14 protein-coding genes are annotated in these 22,431 nt (G+C 69.1%); 2 read left to right on the top strand and 12 right to left on the bottom strand.

The features are described 5' to 3' along the window. Positions 1–382: 382 nt before the first annotated feature. The 3 genes from DEFCA_RS0117035 to DEFCA_RS0117025 form a co-directional block, all read right to left on the bottom strand. Positions 383–6,607, bottom strand: a complete 6,225-nt coding sequence (locus DEFCA_RS0117035; protein WP_025324210.1) for an RHS repeat-associated core domain-containing protein — start codon at positions 6,605–6,607, stop codon at positions 383–385. 73 nt (positions 6,608–6,680) lie between these two features. After that, positions 6,681–7,412, bottom strand: coding sequence for a MopE-related protein (locus tag DEFCA_RS22490; protein WP_281173794.1), 732 nt, complete (start codon positions 7,410–7,412; stop codon positions 6,681–6,683). A gap of 561 nt (positions 7,413–7,973) precedes the next feature. Continuing rightward, a complete protein-coding gene (locus DEFCA_RS0117025; RefSeq protein ID WP_025324208.1) occupies positions 7,974–8,798 on the bottom strand; it encodes a Rossmann-like domain-containing protein in 825 nt (274 codons plus the stop codon). Between the two features lie 350 nt (positions 8,799–9,148). Here DEFCA_RS0117025 and DEFCA_RS0117020 point away from each other — a divergent pair, with 350 nt between their 5' ends. Further along, positions 9,149–9,373, top strand: a complete 225-nt coding sequence (locus DEFCA_RS0117020; protein WP_025324207.1) for a hypothetical protein — start codon at positions 9,149–9,151, stop codon at positions 9,371–9,373. Beyond that, on the top strand, positions 9,366–12,851 hold the full coding sequence (locus DEFCA_RS21040) for an ATP-binding protein (protein ID WP_025324206.1): 3,486 nt from the start codon (positions 9,366–9,368) through the stop codon (positions 12,849–12,851). Before DEFCA_RS0117020 ends, DEFCA_RS21040 begins: the two co-directional genes overlap by 8 nt. A gap of 9 nt (positions 12,852–12,860) precedes the next feature. On the opposite strand, the gene DEFCA_RS0117010 is transcribed toward DEFCA_RS21040, so the two are convergent. The 9 genes from DEFCA_RS0117010 to DEFCA_RS0116970 all read right to left on the bottom strand — a co-directional run bounded on the left by DEFCA_RS0117010 (position 12,861) and on the right by DEFCA_RS0116970 (position 22,416). Then, positions 12,861–13,463, bottom strand: coding sequence for an HNH endonuclease (locus DEFCA_RS0117010; protein ID WP_025324205.1), 603 nt, complete (start codon positions 13,461–13,463; stop codon positions 12,861–12,863). An 85-nt stretch (positions 13,464–13,548) separates the two neighbouring features. Then, on the bottom strand, positions 13,549–14,508 hold the full coding sequence (gene meaB, locus DEFCA_RS0117005) for a methylmalonyl Co-A mutase-associated GTPase MeaB (RefSeq protein WP_025324204.1): 960 nt from the start codon (positions 14,506–14,508) through the stop codon (positions 13,549–13,551). A gap of 22 nt (positions 14,509–14,530) precedes the next feature. Then, positions 14,531–14,926 (bottom strand): cobalamin B12-binding domain-containing protein, encoded by a 396-nt coding sequence (locus tag DEFCA_RS0117000; RefSeq protein ID WP_025324203.1) that lies wholly within the window; start codon positions 14,924–14,926, stop codon positions 14,531–14,533. A gap of 53 nt (positions 14,927–14,979) precedes the next feature. Beyond that, entirely contained in the window at positions 14,980–16,656 is a 1,677-nt protein-coding gene (locus tag DEFCA_RS0116995; protein ID WP_025324202.1) for an acyl-CoA mutase large subunit family protein, read from the bottom strand. A 46-nt stretch (positions 16,657–16,702) separates the two neighbouring features. Beyond that, positions 16,703–17,842, bottom strand: coding sequence for an acyl-CoA dehydrogenase family protein (locus tag DEFCA_RS0116990; protein WP_025324201.1), 1,140 nt, complete (start codon positions 17,840–17,842; stop codon positions 16,703–16,705). A gap of 223 nt (positions 17,843–18,065) precedes the next feature. Further along, on the bottom strand, positions 18,066–18,680 hold the full coding sequence (locus DEFCA_RS0116985) for a NapC/NirT family cytochrome c (protein WP_025324200.1): 615 nt from the start codon (positions 18,678–18,680) through the stop codon (positions 18,066–18,068). Positions 18,681–18,731: 51 nt separating this feature from the next. Continuing rightward, positions 18,732–20,897: a molybdopterin-containing oxidoreductase family protein gene (locus tag DEFCA_RS0116980; RefSeq protein WP_025324199.1), complete on the bottom strand. Its 2,166-nt coding sequence runs from the start codon at positions 20,895–20,897 to the stop codon at positions 18,732–18,734. Between the two features lie 13 nt (positions 20,898–20,910). Then, positions 20,911–21,819: an NrfD/PsrC family molybdoenzyme membrane anchor subunit gene (nrfD, locus tag DEFCA_RS0116975; RefSeq protein ID WP_025324198.1), complete on the bottom strand. Its 909-nt coding sequence runs from the start codon at positions 21,817–21,819 to the stop codon at positions 20,911–20,913. A 3-nt stretch (positions 21,820–21,822) separates the two neighbouring features. Next, positions 21,823–22,416 (bottom strand): 4Fe-4S dicluster domain-containing protein, encoded by a 594-nt coding sequence (locus tag DEFCA_RS0116970; RefSeq protein WP_025324197.1) that lies wholly within the window; start codon positions 22,414–22,416, stop codon positions 21,823–21,825. Positions 22,417–22,431 lie beyond the last annotated feature (15 nt).

Raw genomic sequence — 22,431 nt, 5'->3', positions numbered from 1 at the left:
AAGGGGTAGAGCCTACCCCTTGGGCCGGTCGGGGCTGCACAGCCAAATCTCGAGTTTCCGGACGGACACTAGCGCAATGGCATCTCCCAAAACAAATACACAACCATCAACGCGACAAGCACCAAACACAAGATGACAACAGATCTGGCAGATTTGAATATTCCAAACAATCTCGCCTCAGGTGCTAAATAAACAAACCCACATTTTGGGCATTCAACCTCGTTGAAGCGCTCAAACTGCCTCACCGCATCGAAAAACCAAAAAGGAGCATACTTGCGGGTGATACGATGTCGCCGGTTGCCATCAATGCCAAAACTAAACCCGCACTGGCTGCATGTCGTCGTACCTGCATCTCTTCTCACCACGTGTTCCCCGTTTCCGTCTAGTCAGAAATCCAAGAGTAGCTTCCTCCCGCAGAGACTTCGAAGCCATACCCGGGGGAAGTAGCGGCACTTGAAATAGGCATGTGTGAACCTCCATATACTGGATTGGTCCCGACGTTGCCTCCGAGCCCAAAGGCTGGCCCAGAGACTGGCAATGCTGGCGGAAACACATTCGCAAACACGCTCCACCCGGATATGTTCTGCATGACTTCCTGCTTGTTGCGACCCGCAACCATACCGGTAGGCATGGCAATACCACCGCCCAAACCACCGCCGAAGTTGAAGCTTCGAATTGTGAGATTGAACGTGTGCGAGCCACCAACGCACTTGAAGTTCAAATGCATCGTCGTAGTGCCAGCGACCAACAAGAAGCCACCATACTGAATCCCAGTGAACGAATAGGACCCTGAGGGGCATGGATAGCTTTTGAGAGGTGGGCAACCTTTGCTGGAATGGCCAAGTGCGTCGTAGAAGCGAAGGGGGTTGTTCCGGACTAAGGCATACAGGTTGAGACCTCCACGCTCTCCAATCGGATCCCTCGTCATCCACCTCCCCAGCTCCGGCGAGTAGTACCGGTAGCCGTAGTAGACGAGCCCCGTCTCGTCGTCGTGGTACTTGGTCGAGAACCGAAACGGGTTGTCCGTCGGGCCGGTGGCGTAGGCGACATTGCCGTAGGGGTCGTACTCGTAGTGGGCAATGACCGCACCTGTGGCCGTGTCCACGAGCTGGCCCACGTTGCCGTTGGCATCGTACAGGTAGCGGTAGCTTGTGAGCCCGTCGGTGGAGAAGAGGAGCCCTCCGATGCCGCCGGCGCCCTGCAGGCTGTCGCTGAGGTCCAATCCCCATACGTAGGATCGTTTGACTTGCCCGTCCGCGTAGCGCTCCTGGATCAGGTTCCAACCGTCGTAGACGAAGAGGGTCTCGTCGGTTTGGGTCCACGCGCCGGAGACGTACTGGTAGACGACCTTCTGGATTCGGCGGCCCAGGTAGTCGTAGAGGAACGTGACCTTGGTGGCGCCGCTTGCGGGCGCGGCGGGCTCGACCGTGATGAGCCGGTTCTCGGCGTCGTAGGTGTAGCGTTTAGCTGCTGTACCATCGTCCCACGTGGTGAGGTTGCCGTCGGCGTCGTAGCCCAGCACCACGCTCGTCCCCAGCTGGGCGGTGATCTGCTCGTACTGGTTCAGGGCGTTGGTCGTGTAGATGAGGCTCCGGGTCGCTTCGGCCTCTGGATCCCAGTCTTCGGCGTCCAGCCGGTTGCCGATGGGATCGTAAGTGTAGGTGCGGTGGTCGGGCAGGAGCTCGATGCCCGATCCGGTGTTCTGGGCAGCCTCGAACCACGCCTTCCCCAGGAGCTTGGCGTTGAGGGCCTCGGCGAAGGACCGGCCGGAGAGCTGCACCGAGGTTCGCTGGGCGAGTTCGTTGTAGGTGTAGTCGTACCGGGCCACCACCGCTCCGCCGGAGGTGTGCTCGACCCGGGTGACCAGATCCCGCTGGGGCTCGTAGGTGTAGGTGGTCTTCGGGCCGTCGGTGATGGCCTTTTGCTCGATGAGGTCCGAGTCCGGCACGTAGGTGTAGCTCACGGCTCCGTTCTCGGCCCCCACGCTCCAGGACACCGCGCTCATCCGACCGGTGTCGGGCTCGTACCCGTACGTCACGGCATACCCGGTGTCGAGGGCAAAGCCCCTTGTGCGGCCGGCAACGCCCGCGATGTCTTCGTAAGTTCGTGTGAGGGTGGCGCTGTACAGGCCGGTGATCGTCTCGGCCTGGAGCTGCAGGGTGGCCGGGTCATAGAGAAAGGTGCGGGTGCCCACCGCGTCGGTGATGGTCTCTTGCCGGCCCATCCGGTCATAGGTGAGGGTCACGTCCGGCGTGTCGTCGGAGTAGTCGATGGACGTGATCTCTCCCGTTGCCGGATCATAGCCGTAGGTGGTGACGACGGGGTTGCCGGCATCGAGTCGGGCCCAGGTTCGGGTGGCGAGCTTGCCGCCAGGGCTGTAGGTGTACGTGACGCGGTGGCCTGCGGCGTCCTCCTTGGCCACGAGAAATCCCGTGGCCTCGTCGTAGTGCCACCTCGTGATGTCGGCCGGGCCCGCATCGGCCGGAAACACGGCCGTGTTCCAGTCCGCTTCGGCGTTCCGGAAGGTGTGCATCTCGACCCGCTGGCCGAACGCGTCGTAGACGTAGCGCACGGGGTAGGGCACGTCGCCCCACACGTGGGTCACATTACCGAGATCGTCGTAGGCGTAGCGGACGACGCGGCCCAGGGCGTTCGTTTCCTCGACGAGCCGACCGGTGGCGGGATCGTAGCCGTAGGTGACGGTGCTCCCCGCCGGGTCGGTGACCGAGGCCACCCGGCCCTGGGCGTCGTAGGTGGTGAGGGTGGCACCGGTCCGGGGGTCGGTCTCCTGGATGCGCCGGCCGAGGCCGTCGTAGGCGTAGGTCCTCTCCACCCCGGTCTTGCTGCGCGACGAGACGAGCAAGCCGTTCACAAAGGTCTCCACGGCCTCGTTCGCGGCGTCCGGAAACGAGGTGATCCGGGTGCGCGTTCCCGTGGCGCGGTCCACGAACACCCGGGTCACGGTTTCGTTGCCGTGGACGTCCACGGAGACCGTCTCGCTCACCAACCCGCCCCCGAGCCCGGTGAGCCGGGTGCGCTGTGCGCTTACGGTGACCGGTGTGCCGGCCCCATCGACCGGGTAGACCCGCTTTTCCGCTTGCCGCCACCAGGCGCTGTCGAGGTAGGTGTAGAAGGTGTCGCGCTCTTCGACCCGGTCCATGGAGGCCGGGTCCAACGTACCGCTTCCGTCCACGTCCAGGCCGGTGCGCACCAGGTGGCCCACCTCGTCGTACTCGTACAGGGTATCCGCCCGGCCTGGCTCGGTGGTGCGCACCAGCCGGCTGGCGGCGTCGTAGAATCGCTCGCTTACCGCGGTGCCGCCGCCAAAGGCCGGCTTTTCCACCCGGACCGTGCGGCCCAGGGCATCGGTGGTGGTCTCCTCCCACCGAGGGGAGTCCGGGGCTCCGGTGTAGACCCGGGTCCACCGCGTGCCGTCGGGGTTCACTCCGTAAGTGTAGTACCGGGCCACTGTGCCGGTGCCGGTGATGCTCTTCACCCGGCCGTCGAGGTAGCGCTCAGTGATCTCGGTTGCCCCGCCGGGACGGGTGACCACGGTGATCCGACCCCCCTCGTCGTAGTCGTACGTGGTCGTGAGCCCCGCAGGGTCCGTGACGGACCACACCCGGCCGGCCGGGTCGTACTGGGTGATCGTCGCTTGGCTCAGGATGCCGTCAGTGCGCGTTTCCGAGACGACCCGGCCTTCGGCGTCGTAGCCATAGGTGGTGGTGAGCGTGCCGTTGGCCGCGTAGCGGGTGGCCTCAAGCACCCGGCCCAGGTCGTCTTGCGTGTACTCGGTGCGGGTCCCGTCCGCGTCGGTGTCGGAGGCCTTGCCGCAGCAGGCCCACGTGCTCTCGACCGCCGTGCCGTCGGACCTTCGGGTGGAGAGCAGGCGGCCGAAGGCGTCACGGGTGTACACGACCCACCCGATCCGCTCCTCGCCGGCGTCGGTGTGGGCCCAGGTCTCCTCCTGCAGGAGGTTCCCGAGCCGGTCGGTGATGCGCACCTCGGTGGTGGTCCGGTAGGCAATGCCCCCGGGGCTCGTGGCCGTGCCGTGGACGATGGTCTCGCGCAGGTCGGTGCCTTCGCCCGGCGAGAACGTCCCGGGGCCGTCCGCGCCGGGGGGCCCGTAGGTGCCGAACTCGTACGAGTGGGTCTCCAGCCGGCCGTCCGGACGGAGCGCGCTGCGGATCCGGCCCTGCCCTGCCTCGCCGGTGCCGAGGGGATGGTACCTCGTCTCGGTGCGCTCGTTGGCCGGGTCCCCAAAGGGTGCCCCCGGCAGGCCGGCCCGCTCCACGATCTCGGTACGCCCCTCCGGGCCCGAGGCGTAGACCCGGTAGGTCCGGGCCACGACCACTCCGGCGATCTCCTCGGTGATCGTGCGGGGCAGCCGGACGTTCTCCGGGTCCTCCGTGTCCGAGGGGTCCACGGGCGTGTACCCGTACCGGATGGTCCGGGCCAGGGAGGCGTCGGTGCCGGCCGGCGTGTCCATCCAGGGGCGCGTCTCCAGGGTCTTGCGGCCCTGGTCGTCGTACTCGTACCGGGCCCAGGAGCCGTCCGGACGGACCTCGGATGCCAGGAGCCCGCAGCTGCCGGCCGGGCCCGAGGCGCCGTAGTAGCTGTAGGCCGTGGTCAGGGCCAGCCCGTCGGGGTCCTCCACCCGCTCCACGACCACCTCGCGGGTCTCGGCGCCGCAGGGGATCCGGCGGTACGTGGTCTGGACGTCCGACGCCACTTCCCCCGAGGCGTCCGTCACGATCACCCGCTCGACCCGATCGGTGCCGCTCTCGGTCTCCCATTGGGTGGTGACCTTCTGCCCGTTGCCCTGGCTCAACGTCCAGGTACTGCTCGCCTCGTCCCACGCGTACTCGTTCACCCGAACCACTCCGCCCCGGTCCTCGGTGATGCGAAGCCGGTGGTACGTGCTCTCCGAGCGGTCCGGGTTCTCGACGCGCCAGATGACAAAGGGGACGGCCCCCGGTGCCACCCCGTAGATCCCGCCTGCCGCCTCGCTCCGGTCCTCCGGACGGTAGAACCGAAGCTCGTAGGTGAACGAGTCGACCCCCACGATGTCCACAAAGGTTTCCGGGGCCACCACCTGGCGCACCCCGGCGGCGTCGCGTACGATTTCCACCTGGCCAAGGGTCGAGACGCTCAGGACGGAGGGGGTCGCGTTGGCAGGGTCTGGCGCCGGGGCCCGCAGGAAAATGTCGCCCGCCTTTTGCCCCCCGGGTGCCTTTCCGAGACCGAAGCGCGCCTCGATGCTCGAGATCTGGAACCATCCGGTTCCCGGCGCCGCGCAGGTGCCCGACCCGCACGCGCCGCAGCCCACCTCCACATCGCCCTCCAGCAGGAAGCTCGGATCCGTGGGGCTCGTCACCCGGATGGTGAGCCACCCCGCGCCCGTGACGTCCGAGATGACGGCCGTGCCCCCTGCGCCCGGCGTCAGCACGGCCCCGGGGTTGCCCGCCGCTCCCGGCTTGGGGCCGATGGACCAGGTGAGCTGGAGCCCCGAAGGCGGGGGCTCGATGCGCACCCGCACGTCTTGGCCCGGGGTGATGGGGTTCGCGTCCACGTACAGGGCGTAGCTCGGGGCGGGGGCGGCGAGGTTCTCAAGGAAGATCTCCCGGCAGTCTCCGGTCCAGTAGTAGTAGTGCCCCGGCGTGCACGTGTCGCTCTCCTCGCTCCACGCGACCCATCCGCGCCGGTACGCCTCCGGCATCCAAACGGCATCGGCCGTCGTTTGGACGGAGATCCCGTCCCAGAGATGGATCCCCTGGGCGTCCCGCCACACGACCACACCCGTGTGGCTGTCGACCCGGATCCCCCCAACGTATCCGCTCACCGCCCCCACCGCTTCGACGTCGCCCCCGGCCCAGGAGTACAGGGTGCCCCCGGAGACCCACGCCAAACGGCCGTTGTCGAGGCCCACCGGCGTGCCGGGATCCGGGGGCAGCCCGCTGCCGACGCCGGCCGCGTAGGTGGACGTGGCCTCTCCCGGCCTCCGGTAGGTGATCGTCCAACCGCCCGTCTCATAGCGGACCGCCCCCGCCCCGAGGTCGTCGAGGGCGTGCAAGACGTCCTGGGTGAACTCCCCGGTCTCGCTCCATACCTGGTAGGAACCCGCCGTGGTGTCCCAGGCCACCATCCCGTCGTGGTTCAGAATGACCGACGGCGGGGAAGAGCGCCTCGTTCCGACGAGCCGGGTCGTGACCCCGTCCCAGTAGTAGATGCCATAATCCGAGTCGAGCGCGCTGTCGATCCGCCGGCTGTACGCGATGGTTCCATCGTAGAGGGCGGGTTTGTGGGCCTCCCGGGGCACGTACCCGGGGTCGGCCACCCGCACCGCGTCGTTGCCTGTGATCTGCTGCCGCACCCCCCCTGCCAGGTAGCACACGTCGTCCTCGAAGCACGGCAGCCGCCCCGAGATCCACGAGCCGTTGCACAGGTCCGGGAGCTGGCACACCCAGGCCACGTTTCCGTCGTACACCGAGGGTTCCACGTCCCGAAGCTCGTCGTGGGTCACCTGGATCGCCCCAGAGGCCCCGGAAGCGACCCCGTAAATCGACCACGTCACGAGCACCGCCCACACGGCTCTCGTCCACCCCATGTCCCCCTCCTTTCACTCCCCCTGCCCCCACCCGCCGAAGCGGTGCCCGGCCCTTCTCAGCCACAGGGCTCCCTCAGGGGCCTCGCCCCACGAACGCCTCCGCCTCAACCATCTGCCCCCGCCCGTCGTACCCGTACCTCACCCGCACCACCGGAACATCGGAGGGGTCCAAGGGATCCGTGCCCACGCGGTGCTCCACGTGGTTCGATACGCCGTCCCCGTCGCTGTCGGTCCCCTGGGTGCTCGCGCAGCCTATGGGGTCCACCCCGGCGCCGGGAGGCGTCCCCGGGCAAAGATCCGCAGCGTCCGCCACGCCGTCGCCGTCTTCGTCCCATCGCACGGTGATCACGGTCGAGGCGGTGAGGCCGGAGTTGAAAGCCGTGATCGTGGCGGTTCCTTCCCCCACCGCCGTGACCATGCCCTCGGAACTCACCTCGGCCACCGTCGGCACGTCGGACCGGTACGTCGTGCCTTCCGCCGAAGCGGTGAGGTCCCGATCCTCCCCACCCACGTAGTGGCCCGTGACCGCAAGCCGCAAGGTCTCTCCCAGGACCCCGAGAACCGCCGTAGGTGGGGCCACGGAAAGCCCCACCAAGCACCCCTCGTCCACGAGCCCGTCGCAGTCGTCGTCGATGCCGTTGCCGCACACCTCCTCGGCCTTGGGGTGGGCCTTGTGGCAGCCCCTTGCGCACGAGGGCCTCCCCCGTCGCCCGGGCTTGCGCCGGCATCGAGATGGCGCTCGCCTCCTGCACCTCGGTCGTAAAAAGCGATCCGGTAGGAAACCGTTTACCCACCACCTCTGCATCGGTGCCAACCAAGCTCTTCCGGTTCCTGGCACCCTGCGCGGGGCGCTCCCTCCTCGCCACCCTCCCTGCCGGCATGGTTCATCCCCATCGGGGAACGGAACGGTGCGGGGGTACCCCCACCCCTCGTGCTCCGTTCCGAAGGCCGGACCGAGCGCCTCCGAACCCCCACGCTTTGGGCCCTGGCGCAAGACGGTCGGCCCCCTGGTTTCCGGGAACCCAAGCAACCCGTACCCGTCCGTCGCACCGGCAGCGCTCAGCACCGAGACAGGGAGGAAGGCCGTGATCAGGAGGGGCAGGAGGACGGGGAAGACGCAACGTGGGGAGGGGGATGGGCGCATCTCGGTCCTCCGAACCCAAGGGAGATGAGCAAGGGGGGCCTTCCTGGGCACAAGGCTGTACCCAAGTCTGCGCCAATCTTTAACACAGCATAGATGGAAGTGAATCACCCGAAAGGATGAAAAAGCGCTCGTGAGCCTGCAGCTTTTCCGACCTGGGAGGCGCAGGCAGGGCCTTCGTGGCCTTCGGGTGGCTCAAGGACCTGGTGGGGTGAGCGGCAGGGGTCAGGCCGGCCGCTGGATCACGATGCGGTCCGCCAGGGTGTCGAAGAAGTGGTATCCGGAGCCGCCCGCGGCCAGAACGTCGAGGAGCTCGTCGGTCCTGCGGACCCAGACGCCGCCCACCACGCGCACCCCCCGCTCGAAGAGGGGGTCGGGCACCATGCTGGCCGTGGGCCCCATGACCGCGATCTCGACCCCGGGCCGGGCAACCGCCAGGATCTCCTCCAGGGTGTGGTTCACCAGGGTCACCCCGGTCACCACCAGCACGTCCGCCCGGGCGAGCACGTCGCGGGCGTCGGCGGCCGGCACATAGTGGGGTAGCTCGTCGGGCTTCAGGGTGCGGGGATCCTGCTCCACGACCCACCAGGTCCCGCCCCGCTGTTTGAGGCGCCGCAGCACCGGCACGAACGCGCCCACCAGGGCCACCGAGGCCCCGGCAGGCATGCGGATCACCTCCTGGGCGTCCCTGCCGGTCTCGATGGTGTAGGGGAGGCTGGAGGCCCGGGCCCACCAGCTCGCGCTCAAGGCGTTCAGGGTGGCGACGGCCACGGCCGTCTTGATCGGCTCCCGGGAGTCCAGGGCCTCGAGCACCTCCCAGACCCCCGTGCCCCGGACGCCCACCGGATCGAAGGTGCGTCCCGCCGACGTGGGGCAGCACACGGCCTGGGGGATCTCCTTCACGGGGGTGTAGCACACCCCGCCCGACCCGTCCGAGAGTTTCACCCCGGTGAAGAAAAGCCCCACCACCACGCGCTCCACCCGCAGGCCCCGGCCGGCCGGACCCAACCGATCCTCCACCAGAGATGCGGCCTCGGCGAGAATTCCCATGGTCTCTCCTCCCTTCTCGACGCAACGAGTACGCCGTTGACACCCGGCCCCTCCGCAAACCCATCGGTTCTCGTCAGCGAAGCCCCTCTCCGCCGACGCAAGGACGATCCGGGTACGCCCCTCAACGACTCGCCGTCCTCGGCAGGGGCCATCCCAGCAGCGACTCGGTAGGGACGCGAGAACCACATCGGTATTTCATGTATCCACGGGGGGCCACCGCTGTCAACGGCGGACCCCACGGTCCTTCGCCGGCAGCTCGGCGCTCGCCCCCCAACGGATCAAGATTTCCCTCCGACGGGCCGATGGATCGAATCGGGGGTATGAAACCACGACGGCGGTGGAGACAGGCCATGGATCCCGCAGCATCCCCCACACGGATCCGCGACCGGCTCGGGTTGCTGGCGGCCGTGTTCGTCCTGCTATGGAACGCGCCCCTGCTCAGGGCGGCGTTTCGCTGGGGTCCCGTGGCGGCGGTGGCGTACCTGTTCGGGGTCTGGGCCGCGTTCGTCCTGCTGGCGGCTTGGGCCGCGGCCGGCCGGGGAAGCCGGAGCCGGGGCGGAGGAGCCGATGTTTAGCCCCGGCTCGATCCTTCTCGTGTTCGTGGCCTACATGGCCGGGTTGTTCCTCCTGGCCGTCCTGGTGGAGCGGGGAGGCCCCTGGGGCCGGCGGTTCGCCCACAGCCCGCACGTCTACGCCCTGTCGCTGGCCGTCTATTGCACCAGCTGGACCTTCTACGGAAGCGTGGGCAAGGCGGCCACCTCGGGGCTCCTGTTCCTACCCATCTACCTCGGGCCGACCCTCGCCTTCGGTGCCGGGTGGCTCCTGCTGCACCGGATGGTCCGGCTCAAGCAACGGCACCGCATCACCACGGTGGCGGACTTCCTGGCCGTTCGGTACGGAAAGTCCCCGGCGGTGGCGGCTACGGTGACCGTGGCCGCTCTGCTCGGGATCGCGCCCTACATCGCCCTCCAGCTCAAGGCCGTGCTCACCACGTTCCGTCTGCTCACGGCCGAGGCGGCAGCCGGCGTGGAGCACCACGTGGCCCCATTGACGGTGATCGTCCTGTGCCTGTTCTCGATCCTGTTCGGAGCCCGGCACCTGGACGCGACGGAGCGCCACCCGGGGCTTGTGGCGGCCGTGTCCGTGGAGTGCCTGGTGAAGCTCGTGGCGTTCCTGACCGCTGGCGTCTTCGTGACCTTCGGTCTGTTCGACGGCTTGTCGGACCTGCTCCTCCAGGCCCGAAGGAGCGGCGCGTTGGAGGTACTGGCCGAACCGTCCTACCCCTCGTGGGCCGCCTACATCCTGCTGGCCGCGGCTGCGGGTTGGTTCCTTCCTCGCCAGTTCCAGGTGGCCGTGGTGGAGGCGGCCGAGCCGGGCCACGTACGCAGGGCCGCCTGGATCTTTCCCCTGTACATGCTCCTCATCAACCTGTTCGTGATCCCCATCGCGTTGGCGGGCCGTGCCTTGGGTTACCCGGCCGGCCAGGCGGACACCTTCGTGCTCACCCTTCCCCTGGCCCACGCGGGCCCGGCATTGTCCCTGGTCGTGGCCGTCGGAGGATTCTCGGCGGCAGCCGGCATGATCATGGTGAGCTCCGTGGCCCTGGCCACCATGGCCACGAACCACCTCCTGGTACCCGCCGCCGGGTTCGTGCCGGGGTTGGGGTTTCTGAGGGAGCACCTGCTCACCTGCCGGCGGGTCGCCATCGTGGGGGTGGTGTTGTTCGGGTACTGGGTCCAGGCCCACCTGGCCGGGTCGTACATGCTGGTCAACATCGGCATGATCTCGTTCGTGGCGGTCCTGCAGTTCGCCGTGCCGGGGGTGGTGGGGCTCCTGTGGCGGGGGGCGTCGCGGACCGGCGCCCTGGCCGGGCTCGCCGCGGGGTACGGGGTGTGGGCATACACCCTCCTCCTCCCGGCCCTGGCCCGGAGCGGGTGGGCACCGGCAGAGGCCTGGATGGCCGCGACAGCCGGGGGGGTCTGGGCCCCCGAAGCCCTGGCCGGCATCGCGTTTCCCGACGTATACACCCATGCCGCGTTCTGGACCCTGGTGACCAACCTGGGGGGGTTGGTGCTCGGGTCCCTGCTCGCTCCGCCGAGCCCGTCGACGCTCTCCGTGGTGGAGGACTTCGTATCCGACGAGGAACCCGGCACCCCGTGGGAGGACGGGCTGGAGGAGGGCCCGGTGGTGTCCGTGGAGGCCAAGCGCGAGCGGATCGAAATCCTGTTCCGCAAGTACTTCGGGGAAACCCAGGCGCGGGACCTGGCAGCCCGGTGTCTGGTGCGGGCCGGGCTCGTGGGCCGCGAGAGCGCTCCCCTCGCCCGGCTCGCGGGGCTCGTGGCCGAGGCGGAGAACGTGCTGGCCGGAGGCGTGGGGGCGGCCACGGCCCACCAGGTGGTCAAGGCGGCCAGGATTTTGAGTGGGACTGAGCGCCAGGAACTGACCCGGGTGTACTCCAGGGTCTTGGCCGACCTGGGCCTCGCGCCGGCCCAGCTCCAGCGGCGGATTAACCATTACCGGGCCCGGGCCGCCGAGCTCCGGCGCCACGCCGAGGAGCTGATCCAGGCCCTGGCCCAGCGCGACGCCGAGATCGAGGCCCGCACCCGCGCCGAACGCGAGCGCGTGCGAGCCCACCAGGCCCAGCAGACCATCAACCGGCTGCTTCGGATCTCGTTCGAGGGAGGGCCGCTCGAGGGGCAACTCGCCCGGGCCTTGGGGATCGTTCTGGAGAGCCCATGGATGGAACTGCGGCCGGCCGGAGCCGTGTTCCTCCGGGAGGGAGACATCCTCCGGCGGGTGACCGCGCAAGGCCTCGCCCCCGAGATCGAGGAGCGGTGCGCCACGGTACGGGTCGGGGACTGCCTGTGCGGGTTGGCCGCCCAGAACGGCCGGGTCGTGTGCGCGAGCTCGGCCGAACCGGATCATCTGCCGTCGCCGCACCTCCACGGGCACTTCATCGTGCCGATCCGCGACGGCGACGACACCATCGGCGTGATGTGCCTGTACGCCCGTGAGGGAACCCCACGGGCCGAGGCCGAGGAGACCGCGTTCCTGGAGGGGTTGGGGAGCGCCCTGGCGGCCCTGATCCGCCGCGCCCGGGCCGACGAGGCCCTCCGCCGAGCCCGCGACGAGCTGGAGATTCGGGTGGAAGAGCGCACCCGGGAGCTGCGCGAGACCCTGGCCGCCCTCGAGCACGCCCACGCCGAGCTCCAGCAGACCCAGGCCAAGCTGGTCCAGCAGGCCAAGCTCGCCTCCATCGGCCAGCTGGCCGCCGGCGTGGCCCACGAGATCAACAACCCCCTCGGATTCGTCACCAGCAACTTCAACACCTTGCGGGGCTACGCCCGGGACCTGGAGGCGTTCCTGGAAGCGGTACGGGCCGAGGCGGGGAGCGGAGGCTGGGCCGAGCGCCTGGAGGCCCTGGAGCAGGAGCACGAAGTGGGGTACCTACTGTCCGACATGGCCGACATCTTCACCGAGTGTGCCGACGGGTTCGAGCGGATCCGCTCCATCGTGCAGAACCTGCGCAGCTTCTCCCGGATCGACGCCCTGGAGCACGCCCCCTACGATCTCAACGAGGGGGTCCGCAGCACGCTGGTGGTGGCCCGCAATGCGTACAAGTACGTGGCCGAGGCGGAGACCGCGCTGGGCCCCGTGCCGGAGATCGACGCCATCGGCAACGAGATCAACCAGGTCCTCCTGAACCTCGTGGTGAACGCGGCCCAGGCCATCGCCTCCCAGGACCGGGCCGCCCCCGGCCGGATCACGGTGCGAACCTATGCGGACGACGAGAACGTGTACTGCGAAGTGACCGACGACGGCCCCGGCATTCCACCCGAGGTCGTGGACCGGCTGTTCGATCCGTTCTTCACCACCAAGCCGCCGGGGGAGGGCACGGGGCTCGGCCTGAACCTCTCCTACGACATCGTCGTGAACCACCACGGCGGAGAGATCCGGGTGGAGTCTCCTCCCCAGGGAGGAGCCCGGTTCGTGGTGGTGCTCCCCCGCGACCGTTCCGCAGCCATCCGCCGCGCGGGAGGGCAGGGGTGCTGAGGCGGAGGCTCAGTGGCGGTACCACCGGAGCCGTTGGTGGAACGGGCTCGTGGGGGGGATGTGACCCAGGAGGAACTCCATCTGGTCGGCCAGCACCCGCCGGCCCTGCAGGTAGATGTACTCGGCGTGGCTGGGGGTGAACGGCACGGCCAGGAGCTGCATGCCCGCCTCCTCGGGTGTGCGGCCCGACTTGCGGTGGTTGCAGCGTTTGCAGGCGGTGACCACGTTGTTCCAGGTGTCGGTGCCGCCCCGGCTCAGGGGGGTCACGTGGTCCCGGGAGAGATCCCTCCGGCGGAAGCGCCTGCCGCAGTACAGGCACAGGTACGCGTCCCGGCGGAACAGGGTGGCGTTCGACAGCGGGGGGGTGCACCGGGCCAGGGCCTTCTTGATGGCACGGCGGTCCGAGGCGGTGGCCACGATCGCCTGCACGGCGATGACCGTACGCCTTCCGGTTCGGGCGTTCACCCCGCCCCGCACCCGGTACACGGTGCGGCCCAGCGAGTACACCACCCGCCCCAGGTAGTACAGCCGCACCGCCTCCTGGTAGTCCACCCACTCCAGGGGGACCCCCGCGGCGTCCACCCGCAGCACCTGCTGCTCCAGGGCCTGCACGCTCCACCTCCCCACCCGCGCCGGGTCGACGGGTGTCGCCCCCTTCTACCAGGAGCGCAGACCCGGAGTCAAAAAGGCTCTGCGGCTACCGGGGATTCCCCCCGCCCAGGGTCTGGTCCAGCAGGGTCTCGGCAGCGGTGTAGGGGTCGAGCCGTCGGGCCGTGAGGTCCTCGAGCATGCGGGCGTAGTCGGCCGAACCCTCCGCAGCCCCGAAGATCCGCTCGGCCGCCATCTCCTTGACCAGCTCCCGGAAGAAGTGCATCTGGCGCTTGGCCTTGCGCTCCGCCAGAACCCCTGTGCGTTCCTGGTGGTCCCGGTGGGCGTAGAAGGCGTCCACCACCTCGGCGATGCCCTCGTTCCGGACCGCCACGGTCTTGAGCACCGGGGGACGCCAGGCGTCTTGGTCGTGGGCCGTGCGCATCTCGAGCATGACCTGGAGCTGCTTGACCACCTCGTCGGCGCCCGGCCGGTCGGCCTTGTTCACGATGAACAGGTCCCCGATCTCCAGGATGCCGGCCTTCATGGCCTGGATGTCGTCGCCCATGCCCGGCAGGCACACCACGGCGGTGGTGTGGGCCATGTCCACGATCTCCACCTCGTCCTGGCCCACGCCCACGGTCTCGATCAGGATCACGTCGTAGCCCATGGCGTCCAGCACCAGCACGGCCTCGCCCGTGGCCCGGCTCAAGCCCCCCAGGTGCCCCCGGGTGGCCATGGACCGCACGAACACCCCGGGGTCGGTGGCGTGGCGCTGCATGCGCACCCGGTCCCCCAGGATCGCGCCCCCGCTGAACGGGCTCGACGGGTCCACGGCCACCACCCCCACCTTGAGGTCCCGGCGCCGAAACTCGGTGATGATCCGGTCTACCAGGGTGGACTTGCCCGCCCCCGGGGGGCCCGTCATGCCCAGGATGAACGCCCGACCGGTGTGGGGGTACAGGGCCTTCAGGTACTCGATCCCCTGGGGGTCCCCCTCCTCCAGGAGCCGGATGAGCCGGGCCCCGGCCAGCTGGTTGCCCCGAAGGGCCTCTTCGACGTAGTTCATCGCGACGGCCTCCGCGGGCGGGTCACCCCACGTTCTCCTTCATGAACTCGAGCACCTCCTCCAACGGGGTGCCGGGCCGGAACAGGGCCTTCACGCCGGTGGCCAGGAGCGGCGGGATGTCCTCCTCGGGGATGGTGCCCCCGCCGAACACCACCACGTCGTCCATGCCCCGCTCCTTCAGGAGCTTCATCACCTCGGGGAACACGTAGTTGTGGGACCCCGACAGCACCGAGATGCCGATGGCATCCACCGCCTCCTGGAGGGCCGCGTTCACGATCTGCTCGGGGCTCTGGTGCAGCCCCGTGTAGATCACCTCGTAGCCGTTCTCCTGAAGGAACCGGGCCACCACCTTGGCCCCCCGGTCGTGGCCGTCGAGGCCCGGCTTGGCAATGAGCACCCGCACCTTTTTCTGTTTCATCGCTGTGTCCTCCTGAAACGGGCCTGCCGGGGCCCGGAATGTTCCGGCCGCGGTCAGAAGACCGCCGGGTCCTCGTAGGCGCCGAACACGTCCACCAGGGCGTCGCAGATCTCGCCCAGCAGGGCATACTCGCGCACGGCCTCGAGGATGGGGTAGAGCAGGTTGTCCCCGGCCCGGGCGGTGTCGCGGATCTCCTGGAGGCACCGCTCCACCTTGGCGTTGTCGCGGTTGCGCTTGGTGTCCTCGATGCGGGCGATCTGGGCCCGCTCCACCGCGTCGTCGATCTTGAGGATCGGGATCGGCTTCTCCTCGCCCATCTGGTACTTGTTGACCCCCACGATCACCTTCCGGCCCTCCTCCACGGCCTTCTGGAACTCCATGGAGGCCCGCATGATCTCGTCCTGGGGGTAGCCCTGCTCCACCGCCGTGATCATGCCGCCCAGGTCGTCGATCTTGCGGATGTACTCCTCGGCCTGGCGCTCCATCTCGTTGGTGAGGGCCTCCACGAAGTACGACCCGGCCAACGGGTCCACCGTGTTCGCGGCCCCGGTCTCGTGGGCGATGATCTGCTGGGTCCTGAGGGCCACGGTCACCGCCTCCTCGGTGGGCAGGGCCTCGGCCTCGTCGAACGAGTTGGTGTGCAGGCTCTGGGTGCCACCCAGCACGGCGGACAGGGCCTCGAACGCGGTGCGCACGATGTTGTTCAGGGGCTGCTGGGCCGTGAGGCTGACGCCCGCGGTCTGGGTGTGGAACCGCAGCCACAGGGCCTTGGGGTTCGTGGCGCCGAACCGCTCCTTCATGATCCGGGCCCACATGCGCCGGGCCGCCCGGAACTTGGCGATCTCCTCGAAGAAGTCCATGTGGGCGTCGAAGAAGAAGCTGAGCATCGGCCCGAACGCGTTCACATCGAGCCCACGCTCCACCGCGGCCTGCACGTAGGCGATGCCGTCGGCGAGGGTGAACGCCAGCTCCTGCTGGGCCGTGCTGCCGGCCTCGCGGATGTGGTAGCCCGAGATGGACACCGGGTGCCACTTGGGCACGTGCTTCATGCAGAACTCCATGGTGTCCACCAGGAGCCGCACGCTCTCCCGGGGCGGCCAGATGAACGACTTCTGGGCGAAAAACTCCTTCAGGGGGTCGTTCTGCACCGTGCCGCCCACCTTGTCCCAGCCCACCCCCTGCTTCTCGGCCACCACCAGGTACATGGCCAGGAGCACGGGGGCCGGGTGGTTGATGGTCATGGAGGTGGTCACCTGGTCCAGGGGGATGCCGTCGAAGAGGATCTCCATGTCCCGGAGGCTGTCGATGGCCACCCCGCACTTGCCCACCTCGCCCCGGGCCAGGGGATGGTCGGAGTTGACCCCCTTGAGGGTGGGGTAGTGGAACGCCACCGACAGCCCCGTCTGGCCGTTCTCCAGCAGGAACTTGTAGCGCTGGTTCGTCTCCTCGGCCGTGCCGAAGCCGGAGAACTGGCGCATGGTCCACAGCCGGCCCCGGTACATGGTGGTCTGGACCCCCCGGGTGAACGGGTACTCGCCCGGGTAGCCCAGATCCTTCAGGTACTCCAGCTCCGGAACGTCGGCCGGGGTGTACAGCCGCTGGATCGGGATCTCGGAGAGGCTGCGGAACTCCTCCTGCCGCTCGGGCCAGCGGGCCGTGGCCTCGGCCACCTTCCGGGCCCACCGCTCGTTCTCTTTTCGGATCGCCTCCAGGTTCTGGTTGTCTGCCATCGCCGAAACCTCCTTGGGAAGGCTGGAAAGCTGGAAGGCTCGAAAGCTACGCCAGGAGCTGCCTCGAGATCACGAGGCGTTGGATCTCGCTGGTGCCCTCGTACAGGGTCAGGGCCATGGCGTCCCGCAGGTAGCGCTCCACCGGGTACTCCCGCACGTACCCGTACCCGCCGTGGATCTGAATGGCCTCGCGGGCCGCCCGCTGGGCCATCTCGGTGGCGTACACCTTGGCCATGCTGGCCTCCTGGGTGTAGGGCCGGCCCTGCTCCTTCAGCTGGGCCGCCCGCAGCGTGAGCAGGCGGGCCGCGTCGAGCTGGGTGGCCATGTCGGCCAGCTTGAACCCGATCGCCTGGAAGTCGGCGATGGGCCGGCCGAACTGGCGCCGGTCCTTGGCATAGGCCGCGGCCGACTCCAGGGCCGCCTGGGCCAGGCCGCAGGAGTTCGAGGCGATGCCGATGCGGCCGCCGTCGAGGCTGGCGAGCATGATCTTGAACCCATCGCCCTCGTTTCCGAGCAGGTTCTCGACCGGCACCCGGCAATCCTCGAACACCAGCTGCACCGTGTCCGAGGCCCGCTGGCCCATCTTCTCCTCCTTGCGGGCCACCTTCATGCCCGGGGTGCCCTGCTCCACCAGCAGCACGCTGATGCCCCGCTTGCCCGCCTCGCGGTCGGTCTTGGCCGCCACCATCACCACCCCGGCGTAGGAGCCCGAGGTGATGAACACCTTGGTGCCGTTCAGCACGTAGTGGTCGCCGTCCCGCACCGCCGTGGCCCGCAGGCTCCCGGCGTCGGAGCCGGCGTTGGGCTCGGTCAGGGCGAACGCCCCGGCCGGGTACTCGCCCGAGGCGATCTTGGGGATGTACCGGGCGTGCTGCTCCGGCGTGCCGAACCGGTAGATGGCCTCGCACACCATGTTGGTCACCGAGGTGGTCACCGCGTGGCTCATGCATCCCCGGGCGATCTCCATGAGCGCCAGGGAGTAGGCCACCGCGCCCATGCCGGTGCCCCCGGCTTCGGCCGGGACCAGCATGCTCATGAGCCCCAGCTCGGCCATCTTCTTCAGGGTTTCGGTCGGAAACCGCTCGGTCCGGTCCAGCTCGTCCGCGATGGGCTTGAGCTCGTTCTCCGCAAACCGCCGGACCATGTCCTGGACCATCTTCTGCTCTTCGGTCAGCGCGAACTCCATGGTCTCTCCCCGTGCCCGGTCGGGCAAAACGCACTTTACGTCAACTGTCAAACCAACCCCAAAAGAAACGTGGCGCCGTAGGCCCGTTTTGGGGGGCTCAAAGGCTAGAAAGCTGGAAAGCTAGAAGCCAAAAAGCGAGGAACCTCTTTCCCCACGGTGGTTGCCGGCACCCCCAGAGGGGCAAGGGGCCTATTTCATCGCCGGGTCAACAGCGTCGGCGCCCCTACAGGACCTGGGCCCCCGGCTCCGTCAGCTGCTGGTAGTGGCACCGGCGGCAGTTGTCCTTGTTGCGGTCCTTGCGGTGGCAGTCGCCGGTGAAGCAGCCGTACATCCGCGGCCGCCAGGTGGGCACCTCGGCCTTGTCGTGGGCGATGGACCGGTGGCAGTCCAGGCAGCCCAGGTCCAGGGGCCGGCCCTGGGGGTCGGCGTCGGCCAGGTGCACCTTGTGGTTGATGCGGATCAGCTTGCGGTTCTCCTTCTCCCGGGTGCGGATGTCGGAGTGGCAGCCCTCGCACCGGGCCTCGACCCGGTCCTCGAAGGCGGCGTACTTCTCGGGGATCAGGCGATCGCGCACGTACCCGAACACATTCAGGGACTCCGGAAGCTCGGCGTGCTGGGCGTGGCACTGGTAGCAGGTGACCCGGTCGGCCGGGTGCCCCTGGCTCTGCTTCCACAGCCCGGTCAGCACCGGGTGACAGGTGGCACACCGGTTCGGGGAGGTGTTGACCCACCGGGCCCCGGCGACGAACAGCCCCGCCCCGGCCAGGACCACCACGGCTAGGAAACCGGCCCAGCCCCCGCGGCTCATGCCCTTGGCTCGCTCGATCCACCAACCCATGATTCGTTCTCCCTGTTCGGAACCGCTCTCGAAATGAGAGATCGTTGCTGACTACGCGGGGGCCACCGTGATCCGCAGGGCCTTCCACGCCTGGGCCCCCTCGCTGTCCGTGGCGAACGGAGACAGCTCGGCCACCGACACCCCGGGCCCGTGGACCGCCCACCACGGCCGGTCGTCCTGCCGGGGCGGATGGCCGTACCCCCACGCCAGCGCAGCGGCCCGGGGATGGATCCCCCGCACCAGCTGCACCCGGACCCTCGCCTCGCCCACCTCGGTGCGCACCACGGCTTCGGCCCCGTCGTGCAGTCCCAGGGCGGCGGCCGCCTCCGGGTGAAGGAGCAGCGGATTTTCCGGGTGGAGCTCGCCGGCCCGGGCCGACCGCGGAAACGCCGGGTCCGTCTCGGGGTGCCGCACCACCACCAGAGCGAAGTGCTCGCCCTCCAGCCGCTTCAGATCCCTGGGCACCCGGTGCTTCAGCCGGTGGGTCACCTCCAGGGTGCGGGAAGGGGTGGGGAACCCGTGGGTCGCGGCCCACGGGTACCCGACCCGGCGGGCCCGCCACACGCCCCGGGCGGCCAGGGCCCGGAACCCGCCGTCCGCGGCCAGGGGGGGAAGAGTGTCGCACAGGTAACGCACGTAGGTCCCCGCGTCCGGGTAGGGGAACGCCTCGGCGAGCCCGCCTCCGATCCGGCGGCCCACCGCCAGCAGCAGGTCGCCCAGCTGCCGGGCCTCGCCCACCGGACCGTTCCTCGGCCCGTCGAACAGGCCGTCGGGGGCCGTGTCGGGCCGCCGCAGCCACTCGGGCTCGGCCCTGCCCCGGGGCGCCGGTTGCTGCAGGGCCACCCAGGCCTTGCCGTCGCCGTCGTACCCGCCCACCAGGTTCCACAGCTCCAGGTCGCTCGCCGCCGGCAGCACCAGGTCGGCCACCTGGGCGGTCTCGGTGAGGTGGGTGTCGAACGCCACCACCAGCCCGATCCGGTCCTCCTCGGCGAACGCCCGGTGCACCGAACGGCTCCGAGGGCTCTCGTACACCGGGTTCGCCCGGTAGGCCAGGTAGAGGCCGGCCCCCTCGTTGCCGGCCAGCAGGTCTTTCACGGCCCGGGTCCGCGGCAGGGTCGGCTCGAACGCCGGCACCCACCCCAGGGGGTGGGCCAGCCTCAGGCCGGCCGCCTCGGGGTCCCCCTGGGAGGCGTTCAGCACCGCCGCCGTGGCCTCCAGGGCCTCGGCCTGGGGGGTGCCGGCCGAGTCCACCCAGCACAGCGACGGCGCCCCGGCCCGGAACGCCTGGGCCAGTCGCACCAGGGTCAGGGCCGACAGGCCCGACGCGGCCTCCACCAGGTCCACGGAGTAGGGCACCAGGGACTCGAGGATCTTCTCCGGCTCGACCCCCACCCTCTGGACGAACCCCTCGGCCTCGTACCCGCCCTGGGTCAGGAGCACCCGAAGGATCCCCAGGAGCACGAGGCACTCCGAGCCCGGCCGGATCGGGATCCACTCGTCGGCCACGCTGCCGGTGGCCCCCTCGAAGGAGCCCAGGCTGATGATCCGCCCGCCCCGGGCCCTGAGCTCGGCCAGCCCCTGGGCCCACCGGCCGAAGGCCGGCCCCTGGTCCCAGGGCCGGGCCCCCACCAGCACCAGGGTGCGCACCCGCGACAGGTCCGGCGAGGCCAAGGGAAGCCCGTACACCCGGCGCTGGGCCTCCCGGGCGCTCCAGACCGTGCTCTCGGGCCCCGCGATCCGGCGGGTCACCCCCAGCCGCTCCAGCATCGCACCGGCCAGGGGGTCGGGCCGGCCCACGTCCACATAGGCCCGGTCGGGCGCCTCGGCCAGGGTCTGGGCCACGGCCTCCACGGCCTCGTCCCACGAGATCTCCTCGAACTCCCCCGCCCCCCGGCGCCCCTTGCGCCGCAGGGGTCGGGTCAAGCGGTTCGGGTCCCAGAAGGACTCCAGGGCCCCGAACGCCCGGGGGCAGATGCCGGACAGGGTCCCGGCCTCGGGGTTGGGCAGCACCTGCACCGGGAGCCCCCCGTTCCGGAACACCCGAACGGCGCAGGTGCCGCCGCAGGCGGTGCACGCCGTGGCCACCGGGTCCCGGAACTTGCGCAGGCTCCGATGGGCCGGGGCGGGCAGGGCCCCGGCAGCCGGCCCGGCCAGGGCCAGGCCGGCCGCGCCGGCGCCGCCCCACTCCAGAAACTGCCTTCGGGTCAGACCTGCCATGGCGTCCTCCCCATCACAACAACGGGATGAACTCGCCGCCGAGCACCACGTTGCAGCGCATGGCGAAGATCCCCACCATCACGAGCACGGCGGCGAACCCGTACACCATCACGTTGCGGGTGCGGGTGTTGGCCACGAGCACCAGGGGCACCACCTTGCCCAGCAGGGTCTCCACCCCGATGAAGGTGGGCGCGAACGCCCCGGTCAGGAGCAACCGGGCCGCCTCCATGGACTCGGCCTCGCCGAAGTAGTGGACGCTCAGGTCGGAGAAGCTCAGGAACAGGTCGAACACCAGCAGCCACAGCAGCATCTTGCCCAGGCCGAACACCACCTCGGTGTTCACCTTGCGATCCTTCCCGAAGAACCGGTCCTTGATGATGGTGACCAGGATCATCATGGCCACCCCGCTCACCATGGCCGAGGTGAGGAACAGGATCGGCATCATGCTGGTGCGCCACAGGGCGTGGGCCTTTGCGAAGCTCAGGATGAACCCGGTGTACCCGTGCACCATGATGGCCAGGGGAATCCCGATCAGGCCGAAGATCTTGGTGAGCTTGGCGTTGCCCCGGAACATGAAGAACCCGTAGATGATGCAGTTGATCGGGTACAGGGTCAGCAGGAACGACCCCCAGGAGATGGGGCTGGTGCCGTTGAGGTACACGAACAGGTGCCAGGCCCGGAGCGGCCGGCCCGAGTGCAGCAGCAGGAACATCGGCGCCGCGATCAGGAGCAGGGTCGCCAGCACCACGCCCACCTTGCCCAGGGGCTTGTACTTCTCCATGCCGAACCCGTAGGCCAGGGTGGAGATGATGAACGACCCCGCGGAAAGCCCGGTCAGGTAGAAATAGATGGCGATGGCCAGGCCGAACGCCTCCCGCGGGGGGACGGCGTGGGGAATGGTGTACAGCAGGCTCATGTCCATGGATCACTCCTCCCCGCCGGCTTCCACCAGCCGGGCCGCCTCGTCGTCCAGGCCGATGTAGAACACCATGGGCCCGTTTCCGGTCTCGGGTTTCAGCACCGCCGTGGGCACCCGAGCCAAGATCCGGGAGATCTCGCTCTCCGGATCGGTCAGGTCGCCGAACACCATGGCCCGGGTGGGGCACGATGCCACGCAGGCCGGGGGCCCGAACCCGTCGCGCACCCGCGGCCAACACCAGTCGCACTTCTGGGCCACCTTGCGCTCGGGGTGGATGAACCGCACCGAGTAGGGGCACGCCGCCATGCAGTACCGGCACCCGATGCACCGGTGCGGATCGATGTACACGATGCCGTTGGGCAGGCTGTAGGTGGCCCGCACGGGGCACACCCGGGTGCACGCCGGCTTCTCGCACTGGTTGCACAGGATCGGCACGAAGTGGCGCCGCACCTTCGGGTACACGCCCTTCTCCACTTCCTTCACCCAGGTGCGGTACACGCCCAGGGGCACGTCGTTCTCGGCCTTGCAGGCCACCTGGCAGGTGCGGCACCCGATGCACCGCCGAAGGTCGATCAGAAAACCGTATCGGGTCTTCGCCATGGGACCGTTTCCTCC

This window comes from Deferrisoma camini S3R1 (assembly GCF_000526155.1).
In the GTDB taxonomy this organism is placed as follows: Bacteria; Desulfobacterota; Deferrisomatia; order Deferrisomatales; family Deferrisomataceae; genus Deferrisoma; species Deferrisoma camini.
This window is presented reverse-complemented; position numbering and strand designations above follow the sequence as displayed.

Bases quoted from the DNA above. Each gene is read 5' to 3' on its own strand.
- DEFCA_RS0116970 (WP_025324197.1), bottom strand. From the start codon at position 22,416: ATGGCGAAGACCCGATACGGTTTTCTGATCGACCTTCGGCGGTGCATC.
- DEFCA_RS0116995 (WP_025324202.1), bottom strand. From the start codon at position 16,656: ATGGCAGACAACCAGAACCTGGAGGCGATCCGAAAAGAGAACGAGCGG.
- DEFCA_RS0117020 (WP_025324207.1), top strand. From the start codon at position 9,149: ATGGATCCCGCAGCATCCCCCACACGGATCCGCGACCGGCTCGGGTTG.
- DEFCA_RS21040 (WP_025324206.1), top strand. From the start codon at position 9,366: ATGTTTAGCCCCGGCTCGATCCTTCTCGTGTTCGTGGCCTACATGGCC.
- meaB (WP_025324204.1), bottom strand. From the start codon at position 14,508: ATGAACTACGTCGAAGAGGCCCTTCGGGGCAACCAGCTGGCCGGGGCC.
- DEFCA_RS0116990 (WP_025324201.1), bottom strand. From the start codon at position 17,842: ATGGAGTTCGCGCTGACCGAAGAGCAGAAGATGGTCCAGGACATGGTC.
- DEFCA_RS0116985 (WP_025324200.1), bottom strand. From the start codon at position 18,680: ATGGGTTGGTGGATCGAGCGAGCCAAGGGCATGAGCCGCGGGGGCTGG.
- DEFCA_RS0117035 (WP_025324210.1), bottom strand. From the start codon at position 6,607: ATGGGGTGGACGAGAGCCGTGTGGGCGGTGCTCGTGACGTGGTCGATT.
- DEFCA_RS0117025 (WP_025324208.1), bottom strand. From the start codon at position 8,798: ATGGGAATTCTCGCCGAGGCCGCATCTCTGGTGGAGGATCGGTTGGGT.
- DEFCA_RS0116980 (WP_025324199.1), bottom strand. From the start codon at position 20,897: ATGGCAGGTCTGACCCGAAGGCAGTTTCTGGAGTGGGGCGGCGCCGGC.
- DEFCA_RS22490 (WP_281173794.1), bottom strand. From the start codon at position 7,412: ATGCAGAGGTGGTGGGTAAACGGTTTCCTACCGGATCGCTTTTTACGA.
- nrfD (WP_025324198.1), bottom strand. From the start codon at position 21,819: ATGGACATGAGCCTGCTGTACACCATTCCCCACGCCGTCCCCCCGCGG.
- DEFCA_RS0117000 (WP_025324203.1), bottom strand. From the start codon at position 14,926: ATGAAACAGAAAAAGGTGCGGGTGCTCATTGCCAAGCCGGGCCTCGAC.